The organism is Ruegeria sp. AL3, from assembly GCF_056536065.1.
This window is the reverse complement of the sequence record NZ_JBQFJG010000001.1, coordinates 2,931,961-2,950,021: the sequence shown is the minus strand read 5'-3', so window position 1 is coordinate 2,950,021 and position 18,061 is coordinate 2,931,961. Positions and strand designations below refer to the sequence as shown.

The 18,061-nt window shown below is 59.7% G+C and carries 20 protein-coding genes; 12 read left to right on the top strand and 8 right to left on the bottom strand.

What is annotated here, in order from left to right:
* Positions 1 to 10 precede the first annotated feature (10 nt).
* Positions 11 to 1,819 (top strand): ABC-F family ATP-binding cassette domain-containing protein, encoded by a 1,809-nt coding sequence (locus ACR3E6_RS14910; RefSeq protein WP_480487812.1) that lies wholly within the window; start codon positions 11 to 13, stop codon positions 1,817 to 1,819.
* Between the two features lie 437 nt (positions 1,820 to 2,256).
* On the opposite strand, the gene ACR3E6_RS14905 is transcribed toward ACR3E6_RS14910, so the two are convergent.
* A complete protein-coding gene (locus ACR3E6_RS14905; RefSeq protein ID WP_171723114.1) occupies positions 2,257 to 2,811 on the bottom strand; it encodes a sugar O-acetyltransferase in 555 nt (184 codons plus the stop codon).
* A 10-nt stretch (positions 2,812 to 2,821) separates the two neighbouring features.
* Positions 2,822 to 3,577 carry a 3-hydroxyacyl-CoA dehydrogenase gene (locus ACR3E6_RS14900; protein WP_171723115.1) on the bottom strand — a complete coding sequence of 252 codons (756 nt, stop codon included), beginning with the start codon at positions 3,575 to 3,577 and terminating at the stop codon, positions 2,822 to 2,824.
* Between the two features lie 222 nt (positions 3,578 to 3,799).
* Between ACR3E6_RS14900 and ACR3E6_RS14895 the strand changes: the two genes are divergently transcribed.
* Positions 3,800 to 4,567 (top strand): hypothetical protein, encoded by a 768-nt coding sequence (locus tag ACR3E6_RS14895; protein WP_480487810.1) that lies wholly within the window; start codon positions 3,800 to 3,802, stop codon positions 4,565 to 4,567.
* 69 nt (positions 4,568 to 4,636) lie between these two features.
* On the opposite strand, the gene tyrS is transcribed toward ACR3E6_RS14895, so the two are convergent.
* Complete coding sequence (gene tyrS / locus ACR3E6_RS14890; RefSeq protein WP_480487808.1) at positions 4,637 to 5,950, bottom strand: tyrosine--tRNA ligase; 1,314 nt, start codon at positions 5,948 to 5,950, stop codon at positions 4,637 to 4,639.
* A 230-nt stretch (positions 5,951 to 6,180) separates the two neighbouring features.
* Between tyrS and ACR3E6_RS14885 the strand changes: the two genes are divergently transcribed.
* Genes ACR3E6_RS14885 through ACR3E6_RS14875 form a run of 3 tightly spaced genes read left to right on the top strand, consistent with a single transcriptional unit; the run spans position 6,181 to position 8,170 of the window.
* Complete coding sequence (locus ACR3E6_RS14885; RefSeq protein ID WP_480487806.1) at positions 6,181 to 7,329, top strand: anhydro-N-acetylmuramic acid kinase; 1,149 nt, start codon at positions 6,181 to 6,183, stop codon at positions 7,327 to 7,329.
* 36 nt (positions 7,330 to 7,365) lie between these two features.
* Positions 7,366 to 7,698 (top strand): hypothetical protein, encoded by a 333-nt coding sequence (locus ACR3E6_RS14880; RefSeq protein ID WP_480487804.1) that lies wholly within the window; start codon positions 7,366 to 7,368, stop codon positions 7,696 to 7,698.
* A gap of 10 nt (positions 7,699 to 7,708) precedes the next feature.
* Complete coding sequence (locus ACR3E6_RS14875; protein ID WP_480487802.1) at positions 7,709 to 8,170, top strand: hypothetical protein; 462 nt, start codon at positions 7,709 to 7,711, stop codon at positions 8,168 to 8,170.
* A 17-nt stretch (positions 8,171 to 8,187) separates the two neighbouring features.
* On the opposite strand, the gene ACR3E6_RS14870 is transcribed toward ACR3E6_RS14875, so the two are convergent.
* Complete coding sequence (locus ACR3E6_RS14870) at positions 8,188 to 8,955, bottom strand: extensin-like domain-containing protein (RefSeq protein WP_480488157.1); 768 nt, start codon at positions 8,953 to 8,955, stop codon at positions 8,188 to 8,190.
* Positions 8,956 to 9,052: 97 nt separating this feature from the next.
* Positions 9,053 to 9,472 (bottom strand): cupin domain-containing protein, encoded by a 420-nt coding sequence (locus ACR3E6_RS14865; RefSeq protein ID WP_171167780.1) that lies wholly within the window; start codon positions 9,470 to 9,472, stop codon positions 9,053 to 9,055.
* An 85-nt stretch (positions 9,473 to 9,557) separates the two neighbouring features.
* On the opposite strand from ACR3E6_RS14865, the gene ACR3E6_RS14860 reads away from it, so the two are divergent.
* Positions 9,558 to 10,976 (top strand): protein adenylyltransferase SelO, encoded by a 1,419-nt coding sequence (locus ACR3E6_RS14860; protein WP_480488155.1) that lies wholly within the window; start codon positions 9,558 to 9,560, stop codon positions 10,974 to 10,976.
* A 14-nt stretch (positions 10,977 to 10,990) separates the two neighbouring features.
* Here the strand turns inward: ACR3E6_RS14860 and ACR3E6_RS14855 are convergent, their stop codons facing one another.
* Complete coding sequence (locus tag ACR3E6_RS14855; RefSeq protein ID WP_480487800.1) at positions 10,991 to 11,950, bottom strand: DMT family transporter; 960 nt, start codon at positions 11,948 to 11,950, stop codon at positions 10,991 to 10,993.
* Between the two features lie 165 nt (positions 11,951 to 12,115).
* On the opposite strand from ACR3E6_RS14855, the gene ACR3E6_RS14850 reads away from it, so the two are divergent.
* The 6 genes from ACR3E6_RS14850 to ACR3E6_RS14825 all read left to right on the top strand — a co-directional run bounded on the left by ACR3E6_RS14850 (position 12,116) and on the right by ACR3E6_RS14825 (position 16,636).
* On the top strand, positions 12,116 to 12,838 hold the full coding sequence (locus ACR3E6_RS14850; protein WP_480487798.1) for an endonuclease/exonuclease/phosphatase family protein: 723 nt from the start codon (positions 12,116 to 12,118) through the stop codon (positions 12,836 to 12,838).
* Between the two features lie 65 nt (positions 12,839 to 12,903).
* Positions 12,904 to 13,317 carry a Fur family transcriptional regulator gene (locus ACR3E6_RS14845; protein ID WP_152458216.1) on the top strand — a complete coding sequence of 138 codons (414 nt, stop codon included), beginning with the start codon at positions 12,904 to 12,906 and terminating at the stop codon, positions 13,315 to 13,317.
* Positions 13,318 to 13,450: 133 nt separating this feature from the next.
* Positions 13,451 to 14,329, top strand: a complete 879-nt coding sequence (locus ACR3E6_RS14840) for a DMT family transporter (RefSeq protein WP_480487796.1) — start codon at positions 13,451 to 13,453, stop codon at positions 14,327 to 14,329.
* 136 nt (positions 14,330 to 14,465) lie between these two features.
* A complete protein-coding gene (gene eno / locus ACR3E6_RS14835; RefSeq protein WP_171723125.1) occupies positions 14,466 to 15,743 on the top strand; it encodes a phosphopyruvate hydratase in 1,278 nt (425 codons plus the stop codon).
* Positions 15,744 to 15,791: 48 nt separating this feature from the next.
* Positions 15,792 to 16,331 (top strand): GNAT family N-acetyltransferase, encoded by a 540-nt coding sequence (locus ACR3E6_RS14830; protein ID WP_171631937.1) that lies wholly within the window; start codon positions 15,792 to 15,794, stop codon positions 16,329 to 16,331.
* A 140-nt stretch (positions 16,332 to 16,471) separates the two neighbouring features.
* Positions 16,472 to 16,636 carry a hypothetical protein gene (locus ACR3E6_RS14825; RefSeq protein WP_171631940.1) on the top strand — a complete coding sequence of 55 codons (165 nt, stop codon included), beginning with the start codon at positions 16,472 to 16,474 and terminating at the stop codon, positions 16,634 to 16,636.
* Here ACR3E6_RS14825 and ACR3E6_RS14820 read toward each other — a convergent pair.
* Both ACR3E6_RS14820 and ACR3E6_RS14815 read right to left on the bottom strand, forming a co-directional pair.
* Entirely contained in the window at positions 16,633 to 17,082 is a 450-nt protein-coding gene (locus ACR3E6_RS14820) for a GNAT family N-acetyltransferase (RefSeq protein ID WP_152458213.1), read from the bottom strand. The genes ACR3E6_RS14825 and ACR3E6_RS14820 overlap by 4 nt on opposite strands.
* Complete coding sequence (locus ACR3E6_RS14815; protein WP_480487793.1) at positions 17,079 to 18,020, bottom strand: nucleoside hydrolase; 942 nt, start codon at positions 18,018 to 18,020, stop codon at positions 17,079 to 17,081. Before ACR3E6_RS14815 ends, ACR3E6_RS14820 begins: the two co-directional genes overlap by 4 nt.
* Positions 18,021 to 18,061: the final 41 nt, after the last annotated feature.

The window sequence follows — 18,061 nt, the reverse complement described above, 5'->3', positions numbered from 1 at the left end:
GCTGGCGGGCATGGCGAGAATTCCTTTGTTGCAGATGTCCGGCATATCCCTGACTTTCGGGGGCGAACCGGTGTTTTCCGAACTGGATCTGGTGGTACAGCCCGGTGACAGCGTGGCGCTGGTTGGGCGCAACGGATCGGGCAAATCCACGCTGATGAAAGTGATGGCCGGCCTGGTCGAGGCTGACCGCGGTGAAATTGTCGTGCCGCCCGGAAAATCCGTGGGCTATATGGAGCAGGATCCGACGATGGAGGGCTTTGCCACCCTGGGCGACTATGCGTCGAGCGGTTTGGAGCCAGGGGAGCTCTACAAGGTTGAACGGGCGGGTGCGGGGCTGAAATTCGATCCTGCGCGCCCGGTTGAGACTGCTTCGGGCGGTGAAAGGCGGCGGGCGGCATTGGCCAAGCTGATGGCCGAGGCACCGGACCTGATGCTGCTGGACGAACCGACCAACCATCTGGATATCGAAGCCATCGCGTGGCTGGAGCGCGAGCTTGGCTCGACACGAGCGGCGTTTGTGCTGATCTCGCACGACCGGGCCTTTTTACGGGCACTGACGCGGGCGACACTTTGGATTGATCGGGGCGCTGTCCGACGGCAGGAGCAAGGTTTTGACGCGTTCGAAGCTTGGCGGGATAAGATCTGGGAAGAAGAAGACCAGCAGCGTCACAAGCTGAACCGTCTGATCAAGTCCGAGGCCAAATGGGCGGTTGAGGGCATTAGCGCCCGACGCAAACGCAATCAGGGCCGGGTGCGGGCCCTACAGGCGCTGCGGGCCGAAAAGGCGGCACAGATCAAGCGTCAGGGTTCCGCTGCGATGACGCTGGAGGCCGGGCCAAAATCGGGCCGCAAGGTGATCGAGGCCAAAGGGCTGGCCAAAGGGTTCGGCGACAAGCAGATCGTTCGGAATTTTGATCTGCTGGTGCAGCGCGGTGATCGTGTGGCCTTTGTCGGGCCGAATGGGGTCGGCAAGACGACCTTGCTGAAGATGCTTCTGGGGCAGGTGGAGCCGGACGAAGGTTCGGTGTCGCTGGGCACCAATCTTGAGGTCGCGGTGTTCGATCAGACCCGCGCGCAACTGGACCCCGAGATGAGCTTGTGGGACAGCCTGACCGGCGACCCGGATATGCGGGTTTCCGGCAAGGCCGATCAGGTGATGGTTGGCGGGCAGCCCAAACATGTCGTGGGCTATCTCAAGGAATTCCTGTTTGACGAGCGGCAGGCAAGGGCGGCTGTCAAATCCTTGTCGGGTGGGGAAAAGGCTCGGTTGCTGCTGGCCAAGTTGATGGCGAAATCTTCCAATCTTCTGGTGCTGGACGAACCGACCAACGATCTGGATGTCGAAACGCTGGATCTATTGCAGGAACTGCTGGACGACTACGATGGAACGGTTCTGCTGGTCAGCCACGACCGGGATTTTCTGGACCGCGTTGCAACGACGACCATCGCGATGGAAGGCAACGGGCGGGCGACCGTCTATGCCGGCGGCTGGTCCGACTATATTGCGCAGCGGGGCGAAGTTTCCGAGAAAAAAGACATCAAGACAAAGCTTTCCAAGCCGAAGGTGAAGCAGGAAGCAAAAGCCAGATCGGGATTATCCTTTTCCGAGAAGCACCGTCTGGAAAAGCTGCCGGCCGAGATTGAACGGCTGGAGGCCGAGATTGCAAAGCTCGAAGAATTGATGTCCGACCCCGAGCTGTTTACCCGCGAGCCGGTCAAGTTCCAGAAAGCGTCCGAGGCGCTTGTCGAACGGCAAGACAAGTTGTCGGCGGCCGAAGAGGAATGGCTGACACTGGAAGAGAAAGCCCAGGCTGAGTAGACGCCAACTGCGCGCGCCTTATCAGGCGGCGTGGAAAAGCTTCTGAAAAACCGGAGTTCGCCTGCTGCTTCGGTTTTGCCGGGGACAGGATCAGCGGATCCGCGTCAATTCGTTCAGCTTGGTTTGGCTGCGACCCCGTCGAGTATATTTATGCAAGTGGCGAGATGAAGCGCGTTCAAAAGCGTCTGCGACGGTTCGCGGCTGTTCCAAATTGCATGGAAGGCAACGACACCGGGATATGTCGCAACCACATGCGGGTCGTTTTGTGTGCATTCTTCTTCGGCGTAGGCGATGTCTCTTTCGAGTTCGGCGCAGTCGAAATCCACCTTGCCCGGGCGCCCCTCCTTGGGGACACGTTGACCCGGCGCGGCCTGATCAAAAAAAACAGGCGCTACGCCCCGCGAACAAGACCCTGGTGGATTGGCGGAAGAGCAGGGTTATCGGCCGGCGCGTATCGGCCGGGCAGGGTTTCCAACCACGGTCTCGCCGGCGGGAACGTCTTTTGTCACCACGCTGCCCGCTCCGATGATGGCATGGTTGCCGATCGTAACGCCCGGCATGATGATCGCGGCTCCGCCGATCCAGACGTTGTCGCCGACCCTGACAGGGTGGGCAACTTCGAGGCCTTGAGCGCGCAAGGCAGGATCTTTCGCGTGTTCGGCGCAATAGATCTGCACCGCAGGTCCAAGCATCGTGTCATTCCCAATCGTCACCGGCGCGGTGTCGAGCACGACACAGCCTGCGTTGAAAAACACGCGGTCTCCCAACGACAGGTTTATTCCGTAGGCACAGTGAAACGGAGCCTCGAGAAAGCTATCCTGACCAAAGCCCGCGAACAGGGCTGCCAGTTCCGGCGCGATGGCCCCACGGGCATCCGGCGGGCATGTGTTATGGGCATGAACGGCCCGGCGCGCTTCGGCGCGAAGCGCATCCAATTCCGGGTCAAGGCAGCAATACCATTCACCCGCTTCCATTTTCTGCCGCTCGGTCATGAGCCCCGGTTTAGCGCATACGCAGGGCACCGTCGATGCGGATGACCTCACCGTTCAGATAGCCCATCTCGACGATAAAGCCGGCCAGTCGTCCGTATTCATGCGGATCGCCAAGGCGGGCAGGGTTCGGGACGTCGGCGGCAAGCTGTTGTTGCACCTCTTCGGGCAGGCCCGCAAGCATCGGGGTCATGAAAATGCCCGGCGCGATGGTCATGACCCGAATGCCGGTCGAGGCCAGGTCGCGGGCCATCGGCAGCGTCATGCCCACGACGCCGCCCTTCGAGGCCGCATAGGCTGCCTGACCCTTTTGCCCGTCATACGCAGCGATCGAGGCGGTGTTGATGATCACCCCGCGTGCCCCGTCTGGTTCGGGTTCATTCTTTGCCATTTCGGCAGCGGCCAGCCGGGACACGTTGAAGGTGCCAACCAGATTGATGTCGATCGTACGCTGGAAAGCATCCAGAGGGTGAGGGCCATCCTTGCCGACGGTCTTGATACCATAGGCGATACCGGCGCAATTCACCGTGGCCGTGATCTTGCCCATCTTGTCCATGCCATGGCGCACGGCTGCGGCCACCGACTCTTGGTCGGTTACATCCGTTTGTGCGAAATGCCCGCCAATCTCGGCGGCGACCTGTGCGCCACGATCCGCATCACGATCCAGAATGGTGACCTGCGCGCCTTCCGAGGCGAAGTGGCGTGCCGTGGCTTCGCCAAGACCGGATGCGCCTCCGGTGATGAGGGCGGCAGTGGTGGACAGGTGCATGGTGAACTCCTCCCAAGGATATGAACACTTGTTCAATAACTGCATTGTGGGGCCAGTGTCCACATATTTGAGAAAGCAGGATTCTGGTTGGCGGGCCATGTCCCTGGCCCCAATGTTCTGGCCGTTCCTCAACATTTCTTAATGCCGACTTCACGAAAACGCGCCTGTTCGTGAGCGAAGAACTCAGAGCCTTTGTGTGTTTTTCCGCCAGGAGGATCTGTTATGGTAAAAAGTACGAAACACATACTGGGTGCAGTTATCGCTGTACCTGTTATTGGAATGGTGATGGTTGGCGATGCTGCTGCTGCACCGGAAACCTGCAACTGGAAGACGGCTCGGACTCTTGCCAACGCGGGGGACTATGCCGGGTTGTGCGATTGTGTGCAGATTACCCCGAGTTTTCTGGACAGGCTTCAAAAGCGGGCCGACTTTGAAACAACTTTGAGTGTAACCGGGGCGCAATGCCCGGGGCTGGCGGCGTTGCTGACGGATTTGCCGACGGCAAGCCTGTCTGGTTCGGCGGAAAATCGGGGTGAAAGCCGCGGCTCTGAACCCGGTGGGTCTGGATTCGCCGATGCTGGTGGAACTGTCGGAGGCGGTGAAAATGGCCCCAGCGGCGCGTCTGAAGAAAGCGAAAACAATGGTGGCGGCCAGTCCGGTGGCGGTGGTGAATCCGGCGGCGGTGGTGAACCCGGCGGTGGAGGTGAATCCGGCGGCGGAGGTGAATCCGGCGGCGGTGGTGAATCCGGCGGCGGCGGCGGGTCCGGTGGCGGCAGTGAATCCGGCGGTGAAGGTGAATCCGGTGGCGGCGGTGAATCTGGCGGTGGAGGCAAAGGCGAAGGTAAAGGCGGCAAGGGTAAAGGTGGTGGCAAGGGCAACAACGGCCATGGCAATGGCGGTGAAGGCAGCAGCCCGGGCCGCGGTCATAATGCCAACAATGACGAAAGTGGCGACCGGCCCGGTCGCGGCGGCGGAAAAGAACGCAGATAAGCGTGACTTTCCAGAAGAATAACGGCCACCCGCTTGGGTGGCCGTTATTCCTAGACACTATGAGAAATGTTAGCTCAGCTTAACTACAGCGTGACGTTTTTTGCCCGCAGATAACTTCAACTGCAGGTCTTTCGTCGTCTTCAAGATTTGCCCATTTGATCCAACAACACGTGCATGAAATTCACCGGTTACCGTTTGATAAACCTCAAATTTTGAACCCGAATCTGTTAGCGGTACGTCGTCCAGTTTGGCGCCGTTTTCCGCGATTAGACGCTTGGCCTCTTTGCCGGATTTTGCCAGCCCGGATTTCACGATTAGCTGCACGATAGATATCCCGTCACCCAGTTCGGCCTCGCTGAGGGTCAGGGTTGGAAGGTCCTCGCCCACGCCTCCCATTTCGAAGACTTCGCGCGCGGTGGCTTCGGCGTTCGCAGCGGCTTGCGCACCGTGCAGCAGGGTGGTCACCTCATTGGCAAGACGGATCTTAGCCTCGTTGATCTCTGAACCCTCAAGCGCTGCAAGACGGTCGCATTCGTCGACCGGCAGTTCCGTGAAGATTTTCAGGAACCGGCCAACATCTGCGTCTGTGGTGTTGCGCCAGAACTGCCAGAACTCGTAGGCGCTCAGCATGTCGCCGTTCAGCCAGACCGCGCCGCCTTGCGACTTGCCCATCTTGCGGCCATCGCTGGTGGTCAGCAGGGGGGTGGTCAGGCCATAGATCTCGTGATCCAGCACGCGGCGGGTCAGGTCGATCCCGTTGACGATATTGCCCCACTGGTCTGAACCACCCATCTGCAGAACGCAGCCATAGCGGCGGTTCAGCTCGAGGAAGTCATAGGCCTGCAGGATCATGTAGTTGAATTCGAGGAAGCTCAGCGATTGCTCGCGATCCAGCCGAGATTTCACGGACTCAAATGACAGCATCCGGTTTACCGAGAAATGCCGCCCGATATCGCGCAGGAAATCGAGGTAGTTCAGGCTGTCCAGCCATTCGGCATTGTTTAGCATCAGCGCGCCGGTCTCGCTGTCGTCGTAGGACAGGTACTTGGCGAAGACCTGCTTCATGCCCGCAATATTGGCGTCGATCTGTTCAGGGCCCAGCAGGGGGCGTTCATCCGATCGGAACGAAGGATCACCCACCTTGGTGGTACCACCGCCCATCAGCGTGATCGGTTTGTGGCCGGTCTTTTGCAGCCAGCGCAGTACCATGATGTTCATCAAATGACCCACATGCAGCGACTGCGCCGTGGCGTCATAGCCGATATACGCTGTTTGCACCCCACTGATCAGCGCGTCGTCAAGGCCCTGATAATCGGTGCAGTCGGCGAGAAAGCCGCGCTCGATCATCGTGGCGATGAAATCCGATTTGGGGTGGTAGGTCATATCGTGCCCTTTGGGTTAATGTTGCGGGGCACTGTATAGGCGGCAGCGCGTGGGAGGAAAAGCCACCTTTTCACCTCGGGCGCGGGGGGTGGTCGAGGGTGTCGATCCAGACACGCGCGCTGAGAAAAAAATTGCCGGGCCGGTCCGGAACGCTTGCCTTTGCGCCCCAACAGAAGGCACGTTGACCGGGCTGCAACCCAAAGGTGAAATCCCGGACCCGGAGGCGGCGAATGACACAGCCAATTCAGGAGGCAGGCTTGGGCCAGACCATCGCGAAACACGGAAAGCTCCGGGCTTTGGGCGCAATGTCCGGCACTTCGATGGACGGGGTTGATGCCGCGGTGGTGGAAACCGACGGGCATTTGATTTACGGGTTTGGGCAAAGCGGATACCGCGCGTATTCGGATGCGGAACGCGACGTGTTGCGCGCCGCGCTGGGCCAGTGGCATGGTCCCCAGGTCGATGCGGCGGCAGAGATGGTGACAATCGCCCATGCCGAAGCACTGTCCGAGTTCGAGGATGTGGATCTGATCGGCTTTCACGGACAGACGCTGGCGCATGAGCCGCGCGGACGCGGGACCTTGCAGGTCGGTGACGGGCTGGGGCTGGCGCAGGCCCTCGGGCGCCCGGTGGTCTGGGATTTCCGCAGCGACGATGTGGTGATGGGGGGCGAGGGGGCTCCGCTTGCGCCATTCTTTCATTTCGCCTGTGCCAAATGGTTCGGCGCGGACCGGCCGCTGTGTTTCCTGAACCTGGGCGGGGTCGGCAACCTGACCTATGTGGACCCGGCGTTTGAAGGCCCCGAAGCGCCCGGTGCGTTGCTGGCCTTTGATACAGGCCCGGCCAATGCGCCGGTCGATGATCTGATGCAGGCCCGGCTGGGGCTTCCGATGGACCGCGACGGGGCGCTTGCGCGCGATGGAACGGTGGAAATGGGCGCGCTGGAGCTGTTTCTGGCCGAGCCGTATTTTTCTCGCATGCCGCCGAAATCCCTGGACCGGAACGATTTTTCGGAAATGATCGGTTTGGTCAAGGAACTGGATGACGCTGACGCGGTGGCGACCCTGACCGGTATGTGCGCCGCAGCTGTGGTGCAGGGGATGGAGCATTGTCCGAAACCTCCGTCTTGTGTGTTGGTCACCGGGGGCGGCAGACGCAACCCGGTGCTGATGGAGATGTTGCGCGTGTCGCTGGATTGCCCGGTCGAACCGGTTGAGGCGGTGGGGCTGGACGGCGACATGCTTGAGGCGCAGGCGTTTGCCTATCTGGCGGTGCGTGTCGCGCGGGGGCTGCCGACCTCTTGTCCCGGAACTACCGGCGTAAAGGCGCTTGTCGGTGGCGGGGTCGTCAGTACGGTGTCGATGGACCCGGTCGGATAACCCGATCCGGAAAACAGTTCAAAAAAACAACTCTTTGTGCGACGATTGCCCGGACCGATGGATCAGGGGCATGGCAGTATGGCGACCAAGGCAGAGCTTGAGGCCGAGTTGGAGAAGTTGCGGAAGCGGAATGCGACGTTGGAGGCGCAGGCCGAAAAGGAATCGGGTTCCGATGATCCGCCTGAGGGCGCCAAATCGTCGGATGAAATCCGGCAGCTGCTGGAAGACCACGGGATCGACCTGAGCCAGGTTCAGTCCTTGGGACATGACGTTGTCGAGGAGTTCGGTCGGCTTCAGAAAGACTATCCGATCACGGCGTTGCTGATTGCGTTTTCGCTGGGGTACGTCGTCGGGCGCGCGCAGGGCTAGGAGGCGGGTTATGAGCAGACTGAGCAAGAACCTGGTTACGATCTATCGGACCGAACGTTTGATTGCACGCCGCCGTCTTGGGGTGGTGCAGCAACAGACCATACTGATGGGCATCGCGGGCATCGCGGCATTGTCGGCGGTGGTGCTTTTGAATGTCTCTTTTTTCTTGGCGCTTCAGAGCGCGATGTCACCAGCATCGGCGGCGGCGCTGTTGGCCTTTGGAAACATCGTTTTCGCCGGGCTTATTGTGCTGATTGCAAGACGCCGAAATATCGACGACGAAGTCGCACCGGCCGTCGAGGTGCGCGATATGGCCATAGCGGATATTGAAGACGAATTGGAGGAGATGACGGCAGAGGCCAAAGAGGTCGTGCAGGCGGTCAAGAGCATTGGATCGAACCCTTTGGGATCGGCAGCGACGCTGCTGGTACCGCTGATCAGTTTGTTGATCAAAAGCCGAAGCGACAAATAGAGGCGCAACCCGAAGGTTCATCGACACACCGGAGCGCCCTTGCGGCGGGCCGTGTCAAAATGGAAATGCCCGACGTGATAGCGGTCGGCGTCCGGGCCAAGCACGGTTCCGAATATGCCGCAGGCGCCTTCGTGCAACTCTCTCAAAACAGCGCCCTGCGCGTTGTTCCATCCGTCCCGGACCGTGATCTGTGTTCCGTCCTGTAGAACGAAGGTCGATATGTCGATCGCCTTTCCGCGCGCGTGTTCCGAAATGCGTGAGCGCGGCTGGTTGTTCTGGGTCTTGCAGGCATAGTGGCCAACGATCCGCATCCCCTTCAGCCCGCCGCCCATTTCGGCAAAGGCTGGCTTGGCCGTGTTTTCGATCCACGTTTTCAGCGTGACCGCTGTCTGGCAGTCCATCAATGAGAACTGGCTGAGAGCGATATCTGATATTTTGTAAACCCGAACCGGGTTCGTGATCCCGCATCCGCGGGCCTTTCCGGCGACGGGCTTGCGAGTTTCACCCAGAATGGTCCAGTCGCCGCACACGGCGCCCCGTTCCTGCATTCGTTCACGGCCCACTTCGAATTTCCGAAACTTGCAGGGTCGCAGGGCAGGACGCCTGGAAACCAGCACCGCAGGTTCGGCTGTCACGATCGGGTCAGCATCTTCAGCCGTTTCTTCCCCGTTCAGTTCTGGCGCAGTCAGATCGGATGCAAGACGGGCCTCGGCGCAAGCGGGCTCTGCGCTGGCGAATGCTGCGCTTTGACACAAGAACAAGACAGTCAGCAGGACCTGCTTCATACTCACTCGTTACTCCGTCGCCTGTGGCTGCGTGTACAGAATGATCAATGGGCAACCGTCTGTAAACTCACCTTTTCCGAGATCGTTGAACGTCGGCTTACGCCTTGGGGATATCGAAGCCCGGGGCGGCCAATTCAAATCCTTCAAATTGGAAGCCGGGCGAGACTGTGCAACTGACCAGCGTGTAATCACCCGTGCTGCGGGCGGCTTGCCAATGGCCTTCCGGGACGATCAATTGTGGTGCGCCAGCGGAAAGGTCGGGTGTCAGCACATGTTCGGTGGCGGGGCCTTGGTCGGTTGCGCTGAGCGACAGGACAAGCGGCGCGCCGGCATGGTACAGCCAGATCTCGGTCGCATCGACACGGTGCCAATGGCTGCTTTCGCCTTTCTGCAACAGGAAGTAGATGCAGGTGCCGGTGGGGCGGCCTTCGTTTTCGGCGCGCCATGTCTCGGCATACCAACCACCTTCGGGATGGCGTTGCAGGTTCAGGCGGTCGATAATCTCTTGTGCGGTCATGTGGTTCCTCGTGTTTGGGTGCGATTATGCACGGGCCGGTGTGATCCGCTATGGTATTCATGCGTCCGAGGGATATGTTTACGGCATGACCCTGAAAATCCCCTTCGATAACTCTTATGCCCGCCTGCCGGATGCGTTCTTTGCACGGCAGTCACCGGTTCCCGTGCGCGCGCCAAGGATGATTGCGTTCAACGATGATCTGGCCAGGTTGCTGCGGATATCGCCCGGAGACGTCGAGGACATGGCCGAAGCCTTTGCGGGAAACAGTATTCCCGAAGGTGCCGAGCCCATCGCACAGCTTTATTCCGGGCATCAGTTCGGGCAATACAACCCGCAGCTGGGCGACGGGCGTGCGGTGCTGTTGGGCGAGACGGTTGGAACGGACGGGGTGCGCCGGGACATCCAGTTGAAAGGTTCGGGTCCTACGCCGTTTTCCCGCCGGGGCGATGGCCGGGCCTGGCTGGGGCCGGTGCTGCGGGAATATGTGGTGTCCGAGGCGATGCATGCCCTGGGCATTCCGACCACACGCGCCTTGGTAGCCGTGGAAACCGGCGAGACCGTCTTTCGTGAAGCTCCGATGCCCGGAGCTGTTCTGACCCGGGTTGCATCCAGTCATCTGCGGGTGGGGACCTTTCAGGTTTTTGCAGCGCGTGGGCAGATGGACAGCCTGAAGCGCCTGACGGACTATGCCATTGCGCGGCATTACCCAAAGGCAGATGGGCCGATGGGCCTGTTACGTTCGGTGCGCGATGCGCAGGCCGGTTTGATTGCACGATGGATGAGCGTGGGGTTCATCCATGGGGTGATGAATACCGATAACTGCTCGATCGCGGGTGAGACCATTGACTACGGCCCATGTGCGTTCATGGACACGTATCACCCCAACACCGTCTACAGCTCGATTGACCGGATGGGTCGTTATGCCTATTCGAACCAGCCTGATATCGCGGTGTGGAACCTCGCGCAGTTGGCAACGGCCTTGATCCAGCAGATGGACGACAAAGAGGCCGCCGTGGAAGAGGCGACCGAGATCGTCCACGCGATGCCGGACCTGCTGCAACAGAACTGGTTGTCCCGGTTCCGGGCAAAGATCGGACTGGCAACCGCGGACGAGGGCGATCAGGAACTGATCACCGACCTTCTGAAGCGCATGGCCGGGGGGCAGGCGGATTTCACCAATACCTTCGGGGCGCTGGGCGGTGGCACGGCGCGGGATCAGTTCCTTGACCCGGCAGCGTTTGACGCTTGGGAAAAAGACTGGCGTGCACGGTTGGCGCACGAAGCGGCGCCACTGGAGGTGATGACCGCCGCAAACCCCGCATTCATTCCGCGCAATCACCGGATCGAACAGATGATCCAGTCGGCGGTGCAGGGTGATTACGCGCCCTTCGACCGGCTGAACGCTGTGTTGGCGCGACCGTACGAGGATCAGGGGGATGCGGAAGACCTGAGGCGTCCTCCGGCCGAAAATGAGGTGGTCCATGCAACATTCTGCGGGACGTGACGCGAGGCCTGCATCTATTTCCGCAGGATTTCCACCACCGCGGCGCTGACGATCAGGATGGCGCCCAGAAACTCACGCAGGCCAAATGGTTCTCCTGACAGGGCGGCGGCTGAAGCGATGCCAACGACAACCTCGCTCATCAGCAGCAGGCCGACCTTTGCGGGGGACAGCTTTGTTGCTGGCCAGATGGTCATGTAGATCATGGGCAGGACATAAAAGGTGGACAGCATTGCATATCCCGCTATGCGGATCGACTCTTCGCCTGTGATGTTCGGCAGGGTTTGGCCCCCAAGCATCAGCAGGCTGACAAGCGACAGCAACAGCGCGCCAATCACAAAGGCAAAGACCTGACCCGAGATGGTCATGCTGCCAGCCTTGTACAGGCCCAGTGTACCCAATGCCCAGCATATGCCCGATGCCAGTGCCAGCCAGTCACCCAAGTTCTGCGGCCATGGCACGAACCCGGCGCCTCCGAGCACGACAAACAGCCCGCCAAGCCCGCAGATCAGACCCGCAAGGCGCATCAGGCTCAGGCGTTCTTTCAGAAATACGACGCCCAGAATCGTGCCCCAGATCGGGGTGAGATAGAACAACAGGATCGAGCGGACGACGTCGGTGTAGACAAGGCTGATCGAATACAGGCCGAATGCAGCCCCTGTGAACATTCCGCTGAGCATCAAATCGCGCCATTGCCGGGCCAGCATGCGCCTGTCGGACCAGACGAAGGGGAGCAATGCAATCAGGGCCGCGCAGTACATCGCGATCCCTGACCAGGGGCCGGTCAGGCCCTGATCAAAGAAAAACCGCACCGGAATCCAATAAAGGCCCCATAGCGCGCCGCCTGTCACCAAAACGATACTGGCCCGGGTGCTGTTGTCGGGTTGGGTCTGGCTCAGGCTCATGCGGGCCCCGCTGTGGCTGCGATGCGTTGTCGTCACCGCATCGGGATAGAGCGTTGCAGGGCCGGGGATCAAGCGGAACCTTCGCTTTGATATCAGCCAGGTTTCAATCGCCGAAATAGCAGGCAGATTGCTGGGGGCGGATGCCGTATCGGAATTGTCGCAGCAGGAAACCAAGCAGAGGGGTTGCGCCTCACGTCAGGCATGGCACTTTAGGGCAATTCATTTGGTCACGCCCTCATGCCAACTTCCTCCACGCTGCGTATCGCAAGCTACAACATTCAGAAATGCGTCGGGTTGGATTTCCGGCGCCAACCCCAACGTATTCTGCAAGTCATCGAAAACATGAAAGCGGATATCGTGGTGTTGCAGGAGGCCGACAAGCGCCTGCCGCCCCGTCCGGCCGCGCTGCCGCATTTTATGTTGGACGAGGCGGGATGGCAGATCGTAGATCTGGGCGGCGCGGGAAGTCTGGGCTGGCACGGCAACGCGGTGATCTGGCGCGGAGAGGGTATCTCGGTCCGCCGAAAAGGGCATCACGAGTTGCCGGGGCTGGAGCCGCGCGGGGCGGTGCGTGTCGAGTTCGACACCCATATCGGGCCATTGCGCGTGATGGGTATGCATCTTGGACTGTTGCCAGCGTCGCGGCGACAGCAGATTTTGCACATTCGGCGGAACGACTGGGACATGGACCAGATGCCGACTGTTTGGGCCGGTGACTTCAACGAGTGGTCACGTCAGCCAGTACTGGATCACCTGGTCCCCGAAATGCGGTTTCTGCCTCCCAGACCAAGTTTTCCCGCCGCGCAGCCCCTGGGCGCGCTGGATCGGATCGCGCTGGGCAGCGGAATAAAGGCCGTGGCGCACGGTGTTCACGACACACGTCCCGCGCATATCGCATCTGATCACCTGCCGGTCTGGGCCGATCTGACGCGCGCCAGATCAGAAGGTCGCAAAAGGTGAAATCCCTGTAGCGAAACCTGCGCAGACATATTAAGACAGACACCCGAGCAAGTCTGAGGGGCATCATGTCGGAAACGATTATTGGGCGTTGTGAAGCCAAGGGGCTGCGCATGACCGGTCAAAGAAGGGTCATCGCGCAGGTGCTGGAACAGAGCGACGACCACCCGGATGTCGAGGAACTCTATGCGCGGGCGTCTGCCGTGGATAAAGGCATTTCCATTGCAACGGTCTATCGCACGGTCAAACTGTTCGAAGAGGCTGGTATTCTGGAACGCCTTGAGTTCGGCGACGGACGGGCCCGGTACGAGGACGCCGAGCGCGATCATCACGACCACCTGATCGACATGCAGTCAGGAGAGGTAATTGAATTCGTCGACCCCGAGATCGAAGCCCTGCAGGAAAGAATCGCCGCGAAGCTTGGGTACAAGCTGAAGGGGCACCGGTTGGAGCTGTATGGCGTCCCGCTGGAAAAGGACTGACCCATCACGAAACGCGATTGATGCCCTCACTTTAATTCATCAGGCGTGACGGGAATTGTCTTGCCAGATGACGTTGGTTGAGGTTGTTGTGCATCTACAGGCACCAGATGTGCCCTTTCCAACGGACGCGCAAATGAACAACGTAAACGGCATCCTGCTGCTCATCGGGTCGATGGCGGCCTTTGCACTTGAGGACATGTTCATCAAGCTCCTGTCCGGCTCTGTGCCGACAGGGCAGATCATGGTGTTTCTGGGTGTGTTTTGCGGGCTCGTGTTTGCCACGATGTCAGTGGTCACCCGCAAGCGGATCCTTGACCCCGTGGCATGGAAAACCCTGCCATTGATCCGCGCCGCGACCGAAGGCTTTGGTGCAGTGGCGTTCGTGACGGCGTTGTCGCTGATCGACCTGTCCACCGTTGCGGCCGTGTTTCAGGCCATGCCGCTGGTCGTCACCATGGGTGCGGCCCTGTTTCTTGGAGAGCAGGTCGGGTGGCGTCGCTGGAGCGCGATCGGCGTCGGCTTTGTCGGTGTTTTGATGATCATCCGCCCGGGGATGGAGGGCTTTCGGCCGGAATCCCTGTTTGTGGTGTTGTCCGTGGTCGCCATTGCGGCGCGCGATCTGATCACCCGCAAGCTGGACCCACGCGTGCCCTCATCCGTCGTTGCGATGCAGGCCTATATTGCGGTGGCTGTGGCCGGCCTGGTTCTGATGGTCATGTCCGGGGCATCCTTCGTGCCGGTTCAAGCCGGTCAAACGGGCCCTTATGCGGGGGCGATCGGATTTGGCGTGCTGGGCTATTACGGCATTGTCACTGCGATGAGGGTGGGCGAAGCCTCGGCCCTGATGCCGTTCCGGTACACGCGCCTTGTGTTCTCGATCCTTGCTGGAATGCTGATGTTCGGTGAACGCCCTGATGCGCTGACAATGGCGGGGGCGACCCTGATCATCGGCTCGGGTCTTTATACCTTTGTCCGCGAACGGCGTCTGGCGCGGGAATTGGCACCTGCCTGACCCTGTTGGCGCAAACAGCGAATTGTTAGCCCTAAATGTCCGGGAATATGCGTGTTAGCGTTAACGGAACCGGTTTACTTTTGGCCGGTTGCTGCTATGACGCGTGCAACCGACCGCAGTCACAGGGACAGGCTTAATGAGCACCATCATCGACATCCACGCACGCGAAATTCTGGACAGCCGGGGCAATCCGACAGTCGAAGTTGACGTGATTCTGGAAGACGGCACCATGGGTCGCGCTGCCGTACCCTCGGGCGCGTCCACCGGTGCCTATGAGGCGGTTGAAAAACGCGATGGCGACAAGGCGCGCTATATGGGCAAAGGCGTTCTGGAAGCCGTCGCCGCCGTGAACGGCGAGATTGCCGAAGAACTGGTGGGCTTTGACGCGACCGAGCAGGTGGCCATTGACCAGGCCATGATCGAGCTGGACGGCACCGAGAACAAAGGCCGTCTGGGTGCGAACGCTATCCTGGGTGTCTCGCTGGCCACGGCGAAGGCGGCGGCGGATTTCACCACCCAGCCGCTCTATCGCTATGTGGGCGGCACCTCGGCGCGGGTTCTGCCGGTTCCGATGATGAACATTATCAATGGTGGCGAACATGCCGACAACCCGATCGACATTCAGGAATTCATGATCATGCCGACCGCCGCCGCGAACATTCGCGAAGCGGTGCGCATGGGGTCCGAGGTGTTCCATACACTGAAGAAAGAACTGTCTTCCGCGGGTCTGGCCACGGGAGTGGGCGACGAGGGCGGTTTTGCCCCCAACATTGCCAGCACACGCGAGGCGCTGGATTTCATCCTGAAATCCATCGAAAAGGCGGGCTACAAGCCGGGCGAAGAAATCCATCTGGCTTTGGATTGCGCGGCGACCGAGTACTTCAAAGACGGTAAATACGTTCTGGCGGGCGAGGGGATCACCCTGACATCCGAGGAAAACGCGGCCTATCTGGCGGCGCTGGTCAATGACTATCCGATCATCTCGATCGAAGACGGCATGTCTGAAGATGACTGGGATGGCTGGAAGGCCCTGACCGATGCCATCGGCGACAAGGTGCAACTGGTTGGTGATGACCTGTTCGTGACCAACCCGGAACGTCTGGCCGAAGGGATCGAACGTGGCTGCGCGAACTCAATGCTGGTCAAGGTGAACCAGATCGGTTCGCTGACCGAAACCCTGCGCGCCGTCGATATGGCGCACCGCGCGCGGTACACCAACGTGATGTCGCACCGTTCGGGCGAGACCGAGGACGCGACCATTGCCGATCTGGCCGTGGCGACGAATTGTGGTCAGATCAAAACCGGCTCATTGGCGCGATCGGACCGGTTGGCGAAATACAACCAGCTGATCCGCATCGAGGAGTCGCTGGGGGAAGTGGCCGAATACGCAGGCGCGTCGATCCTTCGCAAATAACGCACTTGGTGCTAGGCTGACCCCCGGGTTTAATCCGGGGGTCGCATTGTGCTGAACATCATCGAACCGGAAACGCCGGACCAGTTTGAAGCGGTTCGGCGTTTGTGTTGGGATTACAGGGATTTCCTGCTGGCGCTGGATGAAAGAACCGCCCAGATTGTGCAGGCTTTCTACCCAAGCGAAAAATACGCCCGTGTAATGGACAACATTGACGCGGAACACGCACCGCCGAACGGTGGGATCAAACTGGCATTGCTGCATGGGGAACCGGTCGGCTGCGGCATGTTTCACACCTACGAGCCCGGTGTGGCTGAAATCAAACGCGTATTTGTAACCGACGCAGCAAGGGGGACCGGCGCAGGCTGTGCCATCATGCTTTCGCTGATCGAAATGTGCCGAGATCTTGGGTTCGACTATATTCGAATGGACACCGGCAAACCCCTGGAAGTGGCGACTCGGTTATACCTGTCTTTGGGCTTTCACCTGCGCGACGCCTATTACGAAACTCCTGAAATCGCACGCGATCACCTGCTTTTTTTCGAAATGCCGCTTTTTGAAGAAGACATTGGCGTGCCAGAAAAAAGATAAAATTCTCAGGGGCATGGTCGTCTTAGACGTGGAAATTTGATAATATTTAAGTGGCTTAATTATTCTTATGTGTGAACTTGTTACTTATCGCGTTCACTCCAAATGCCGTAGTCTTTCTTCATTGCAGAAAGGAGACCACGATGTCTGTATCCAAATTCCTTCTGATAATCGTCACAGCGTCCATCACAGTATTGTCTGCCTGCGCGGGTCCGGGAACGTATCCGATAACCGGAGAAGAAGTTTCGTCGAATGACCCGGTACAGGACATGAACCCGGCCAATATCTTCCGCGGCGAGTCTCGTTAAAGCAACTTGCTCATCAGCATATATCTGTCGCGTGGTTTGAACCCGGTGCGCAGATAGATCTTCTGAGCGGCCTCGTTGTGCCGGTCGACTTCCAGATGAAGGGCAGTCAGCCCCGCTTCGGACAAAGCTTTGGGCAGCGCCAGTAGAACTTCGGTTGCGATGCCGCGGCCGCGAACAGCGGGCCGGATATAGATTTCGTCCACGAAACCGTCCATGCCGCCGAATTCGACGGACCAGCCGAAGGTCAGGATGATGTAGCCCAACGGCGCGCGTCCGGGGCCGATCAGATAGACACAGCCATGGGGAATACCCTCGAGCAGGGGTGTCAGAGCGTTTCGGGTCTGGTCCGGGTCTTGCGTCAATCCGGCCTCGGTATGGAAGGCGGTGACCAGTGCCATCAGACGATCCAGGTCCTCGGGGCGCGCCAGGCGCAGGGCGGCGCTCATAATCTGGCCAGCCTTTCCGTCAAAAGATTGAAGAAGCCGTCGGCGTCGATTTCCCCCATGAACAGCGCATTGGGCGCGCGGTCGGTTACGCCCCACCAATCGGCGACCGTCATGCCCATTGTCAGCTCGGACTGGGTTTCAATCTCGACATTCACATGACGGCCCGAAAACAGCTCGGGCCGGATCAGATAGGCGGTCACGCAAGGGTCGTGCAAAGGCGCACCTGCGCTGCCGTATTTTTCCTTGTCGAACCTTTCGAAGAAATCGGTCATCTCGGCGACGGCGATTCCGACTTTGTTTCCCAGCGCACGGAACGCATCATTGCGGGGTTTGGTGACCAGCGCCTTGTGCGTGACATCCAGCGACATGACCACGATTGGTCTGCCGGATTTGAAAACGATATCAGCAGCTTCTGGATCGACGTGAATGTTAAACTCAGCTGTCGGGGTGATGTTGCCGACCTCGAAATACGCTCCGCCCATCAGAACGATTTCCTGTACCCGGTCCACAATGTCCGGAGCCTTGCTGAACGCGGTCGCGATATTTGTTAGTGGCCCCAGCGGGCAAAGGGTTACCGTGCCCGGTTCTTCAGCGCGCAGGGTGTCGATGATGAAATCCACCGCATGCCCTTTGGTCAGCGGCATCTGCGGATCGGGCAGGTCCGGGCCATCCAGACCTGTCTTGCCATGCACATGCTCGGCCGTGACCAGCGGGCGGTTCAACGGTCTGTCGCAGCCCGCATAAACAGGTATGTCGGTCCGGCCCGCCAGTTCGCACACGATCCGAGCGTTCTTGGCGGTCAATTCCAGGGGCACGTTGCCTGCGACCGCCGTGATGCCAAGAACCTCGATGTCCTCCGGGCTGGCCAGCGCCAGCAGGATGGCGACGGCATCGTCCTGTCCGGGATCGGTGTCGATGATGATCTTGCGAGGGGGCATGGGCGTCTCCGGTGGTCGTGAAGGTGGGACACTCGCAAGTG

Coding starts and splice junctions, on each gene's coding strand:
- ACR3E6_RS14860 (WP_480488155.1), top strand. CDS start 9,558: ATGACCCTGAAAATCCCCTTCGATAACTCTTATGCCCGCCTGCCGGAT.
- eno (WP_171723125.1), top strand. CDS start 14,466: ATGAGCACCATCATCGACATCCACGCACGCGAAATTCTGGACAGCCGG.
- ACR3E6_RS14885 (WP_480487806.1), top strand. CDS start 6,181: ATGACACAGCCAATTCAGGAGGCAGGCTTGGGCCAGACCATCGCGAAA.
- ACR3E6_RS14870 (WP_480488157.1), bottom strand. CDS start 8,955: ATGAAGCAGGTCCTGCTGACTGTCTTGTTCTTGTGTCAAAGCGCAGCA.
- ACR3E6_RS14815 (WP_480487793.1), bottom strand. CDS start 18,020: ATGCCCCCTCGCAAGATCATCATCGACACCGATCCCGGACAGGACGAT.
- ACR3E6_RS14905 (WP_171723114.1), bottom strand. CDS start 2,811: ATGACCGAGCGGCAGAAAATGGAAGCGGGTGAATGGTATTGCTGCCTT.
- ACR3E6_RS14820 (WP_152458213.1), bottom strand. CDS start 17,082: ATGAGCGCCGCCCTGCGCCTGGCGCGCCCCGAGGACCTGGATCGTCTG.
- ACR3E6_RS14825 (WP_171631940.1), top strand. CDS start 16,472: ATGTCTGTATCCAAATTCCTTCTGATAATCGTCACAGCGTCCATCACA.
- ACR3E6_RS14895 (WP_480487810.1), top strand. CDS start 3,800: ATGGTAAAAAGTACGAAACACATACTGGGTGCAGTTATCGCTGTACCT.
- ACR3E6_RS14865 (WP_171167780.1), bottom strand. CDS start 9,472: ATGACCGCACAAGAGATTATCGACCGCCTGAACCTGCAACGCCATCCC.
- ACR3E6_RS14850 (WP_480487798.1), top strand. CDS start 12,116: ATGCCAACTTCCTCCACGCTGCGTATCGCAAGCTACAACATTCAGAAA.
- ACR3E6_RS14900 (WP_171723115.1), bottom strand. CDS start 3,577: ATGCACCTGTCCACCACTGCCGCCCTCATCACCGGAGGCGCATCCGGT.
- tyrS (WP_480487808.1), bottom strand. CDS start 5,950: ATGACCTACCACCCCAAATCGGATTTCATCGCCACGATGATCGAGCGC.
- ACR3E6_RS14840 (WP_480487796.1), top strand. CDS start 13,451: ATGAACAACGTAAACGGCATCCTGCTGCTCATCGGGTCGATGGCGGCC.
- ACR3E6_RS14875 (WP_480487802.1), top strand. CDS start 7,709: ATGAGCAGACTGAGCAAGAACCTGGTTACGATCTATCGGACCGAACGT.
- ACR3E6_RS14845 (WP_152458216.1), top strand. CDS start 12,904: ATGTCGGAAACGATTATTGGGCGTTGTGAAGCCAAGGGGCTGCGCATG.
- ACR3E6_RS14910 (WP_480487812.1), top strand. CDS start 11: ATGGCGAGAATTCCTTTGTTGCAGATGTCCGGCATATCCCTGACTTTC.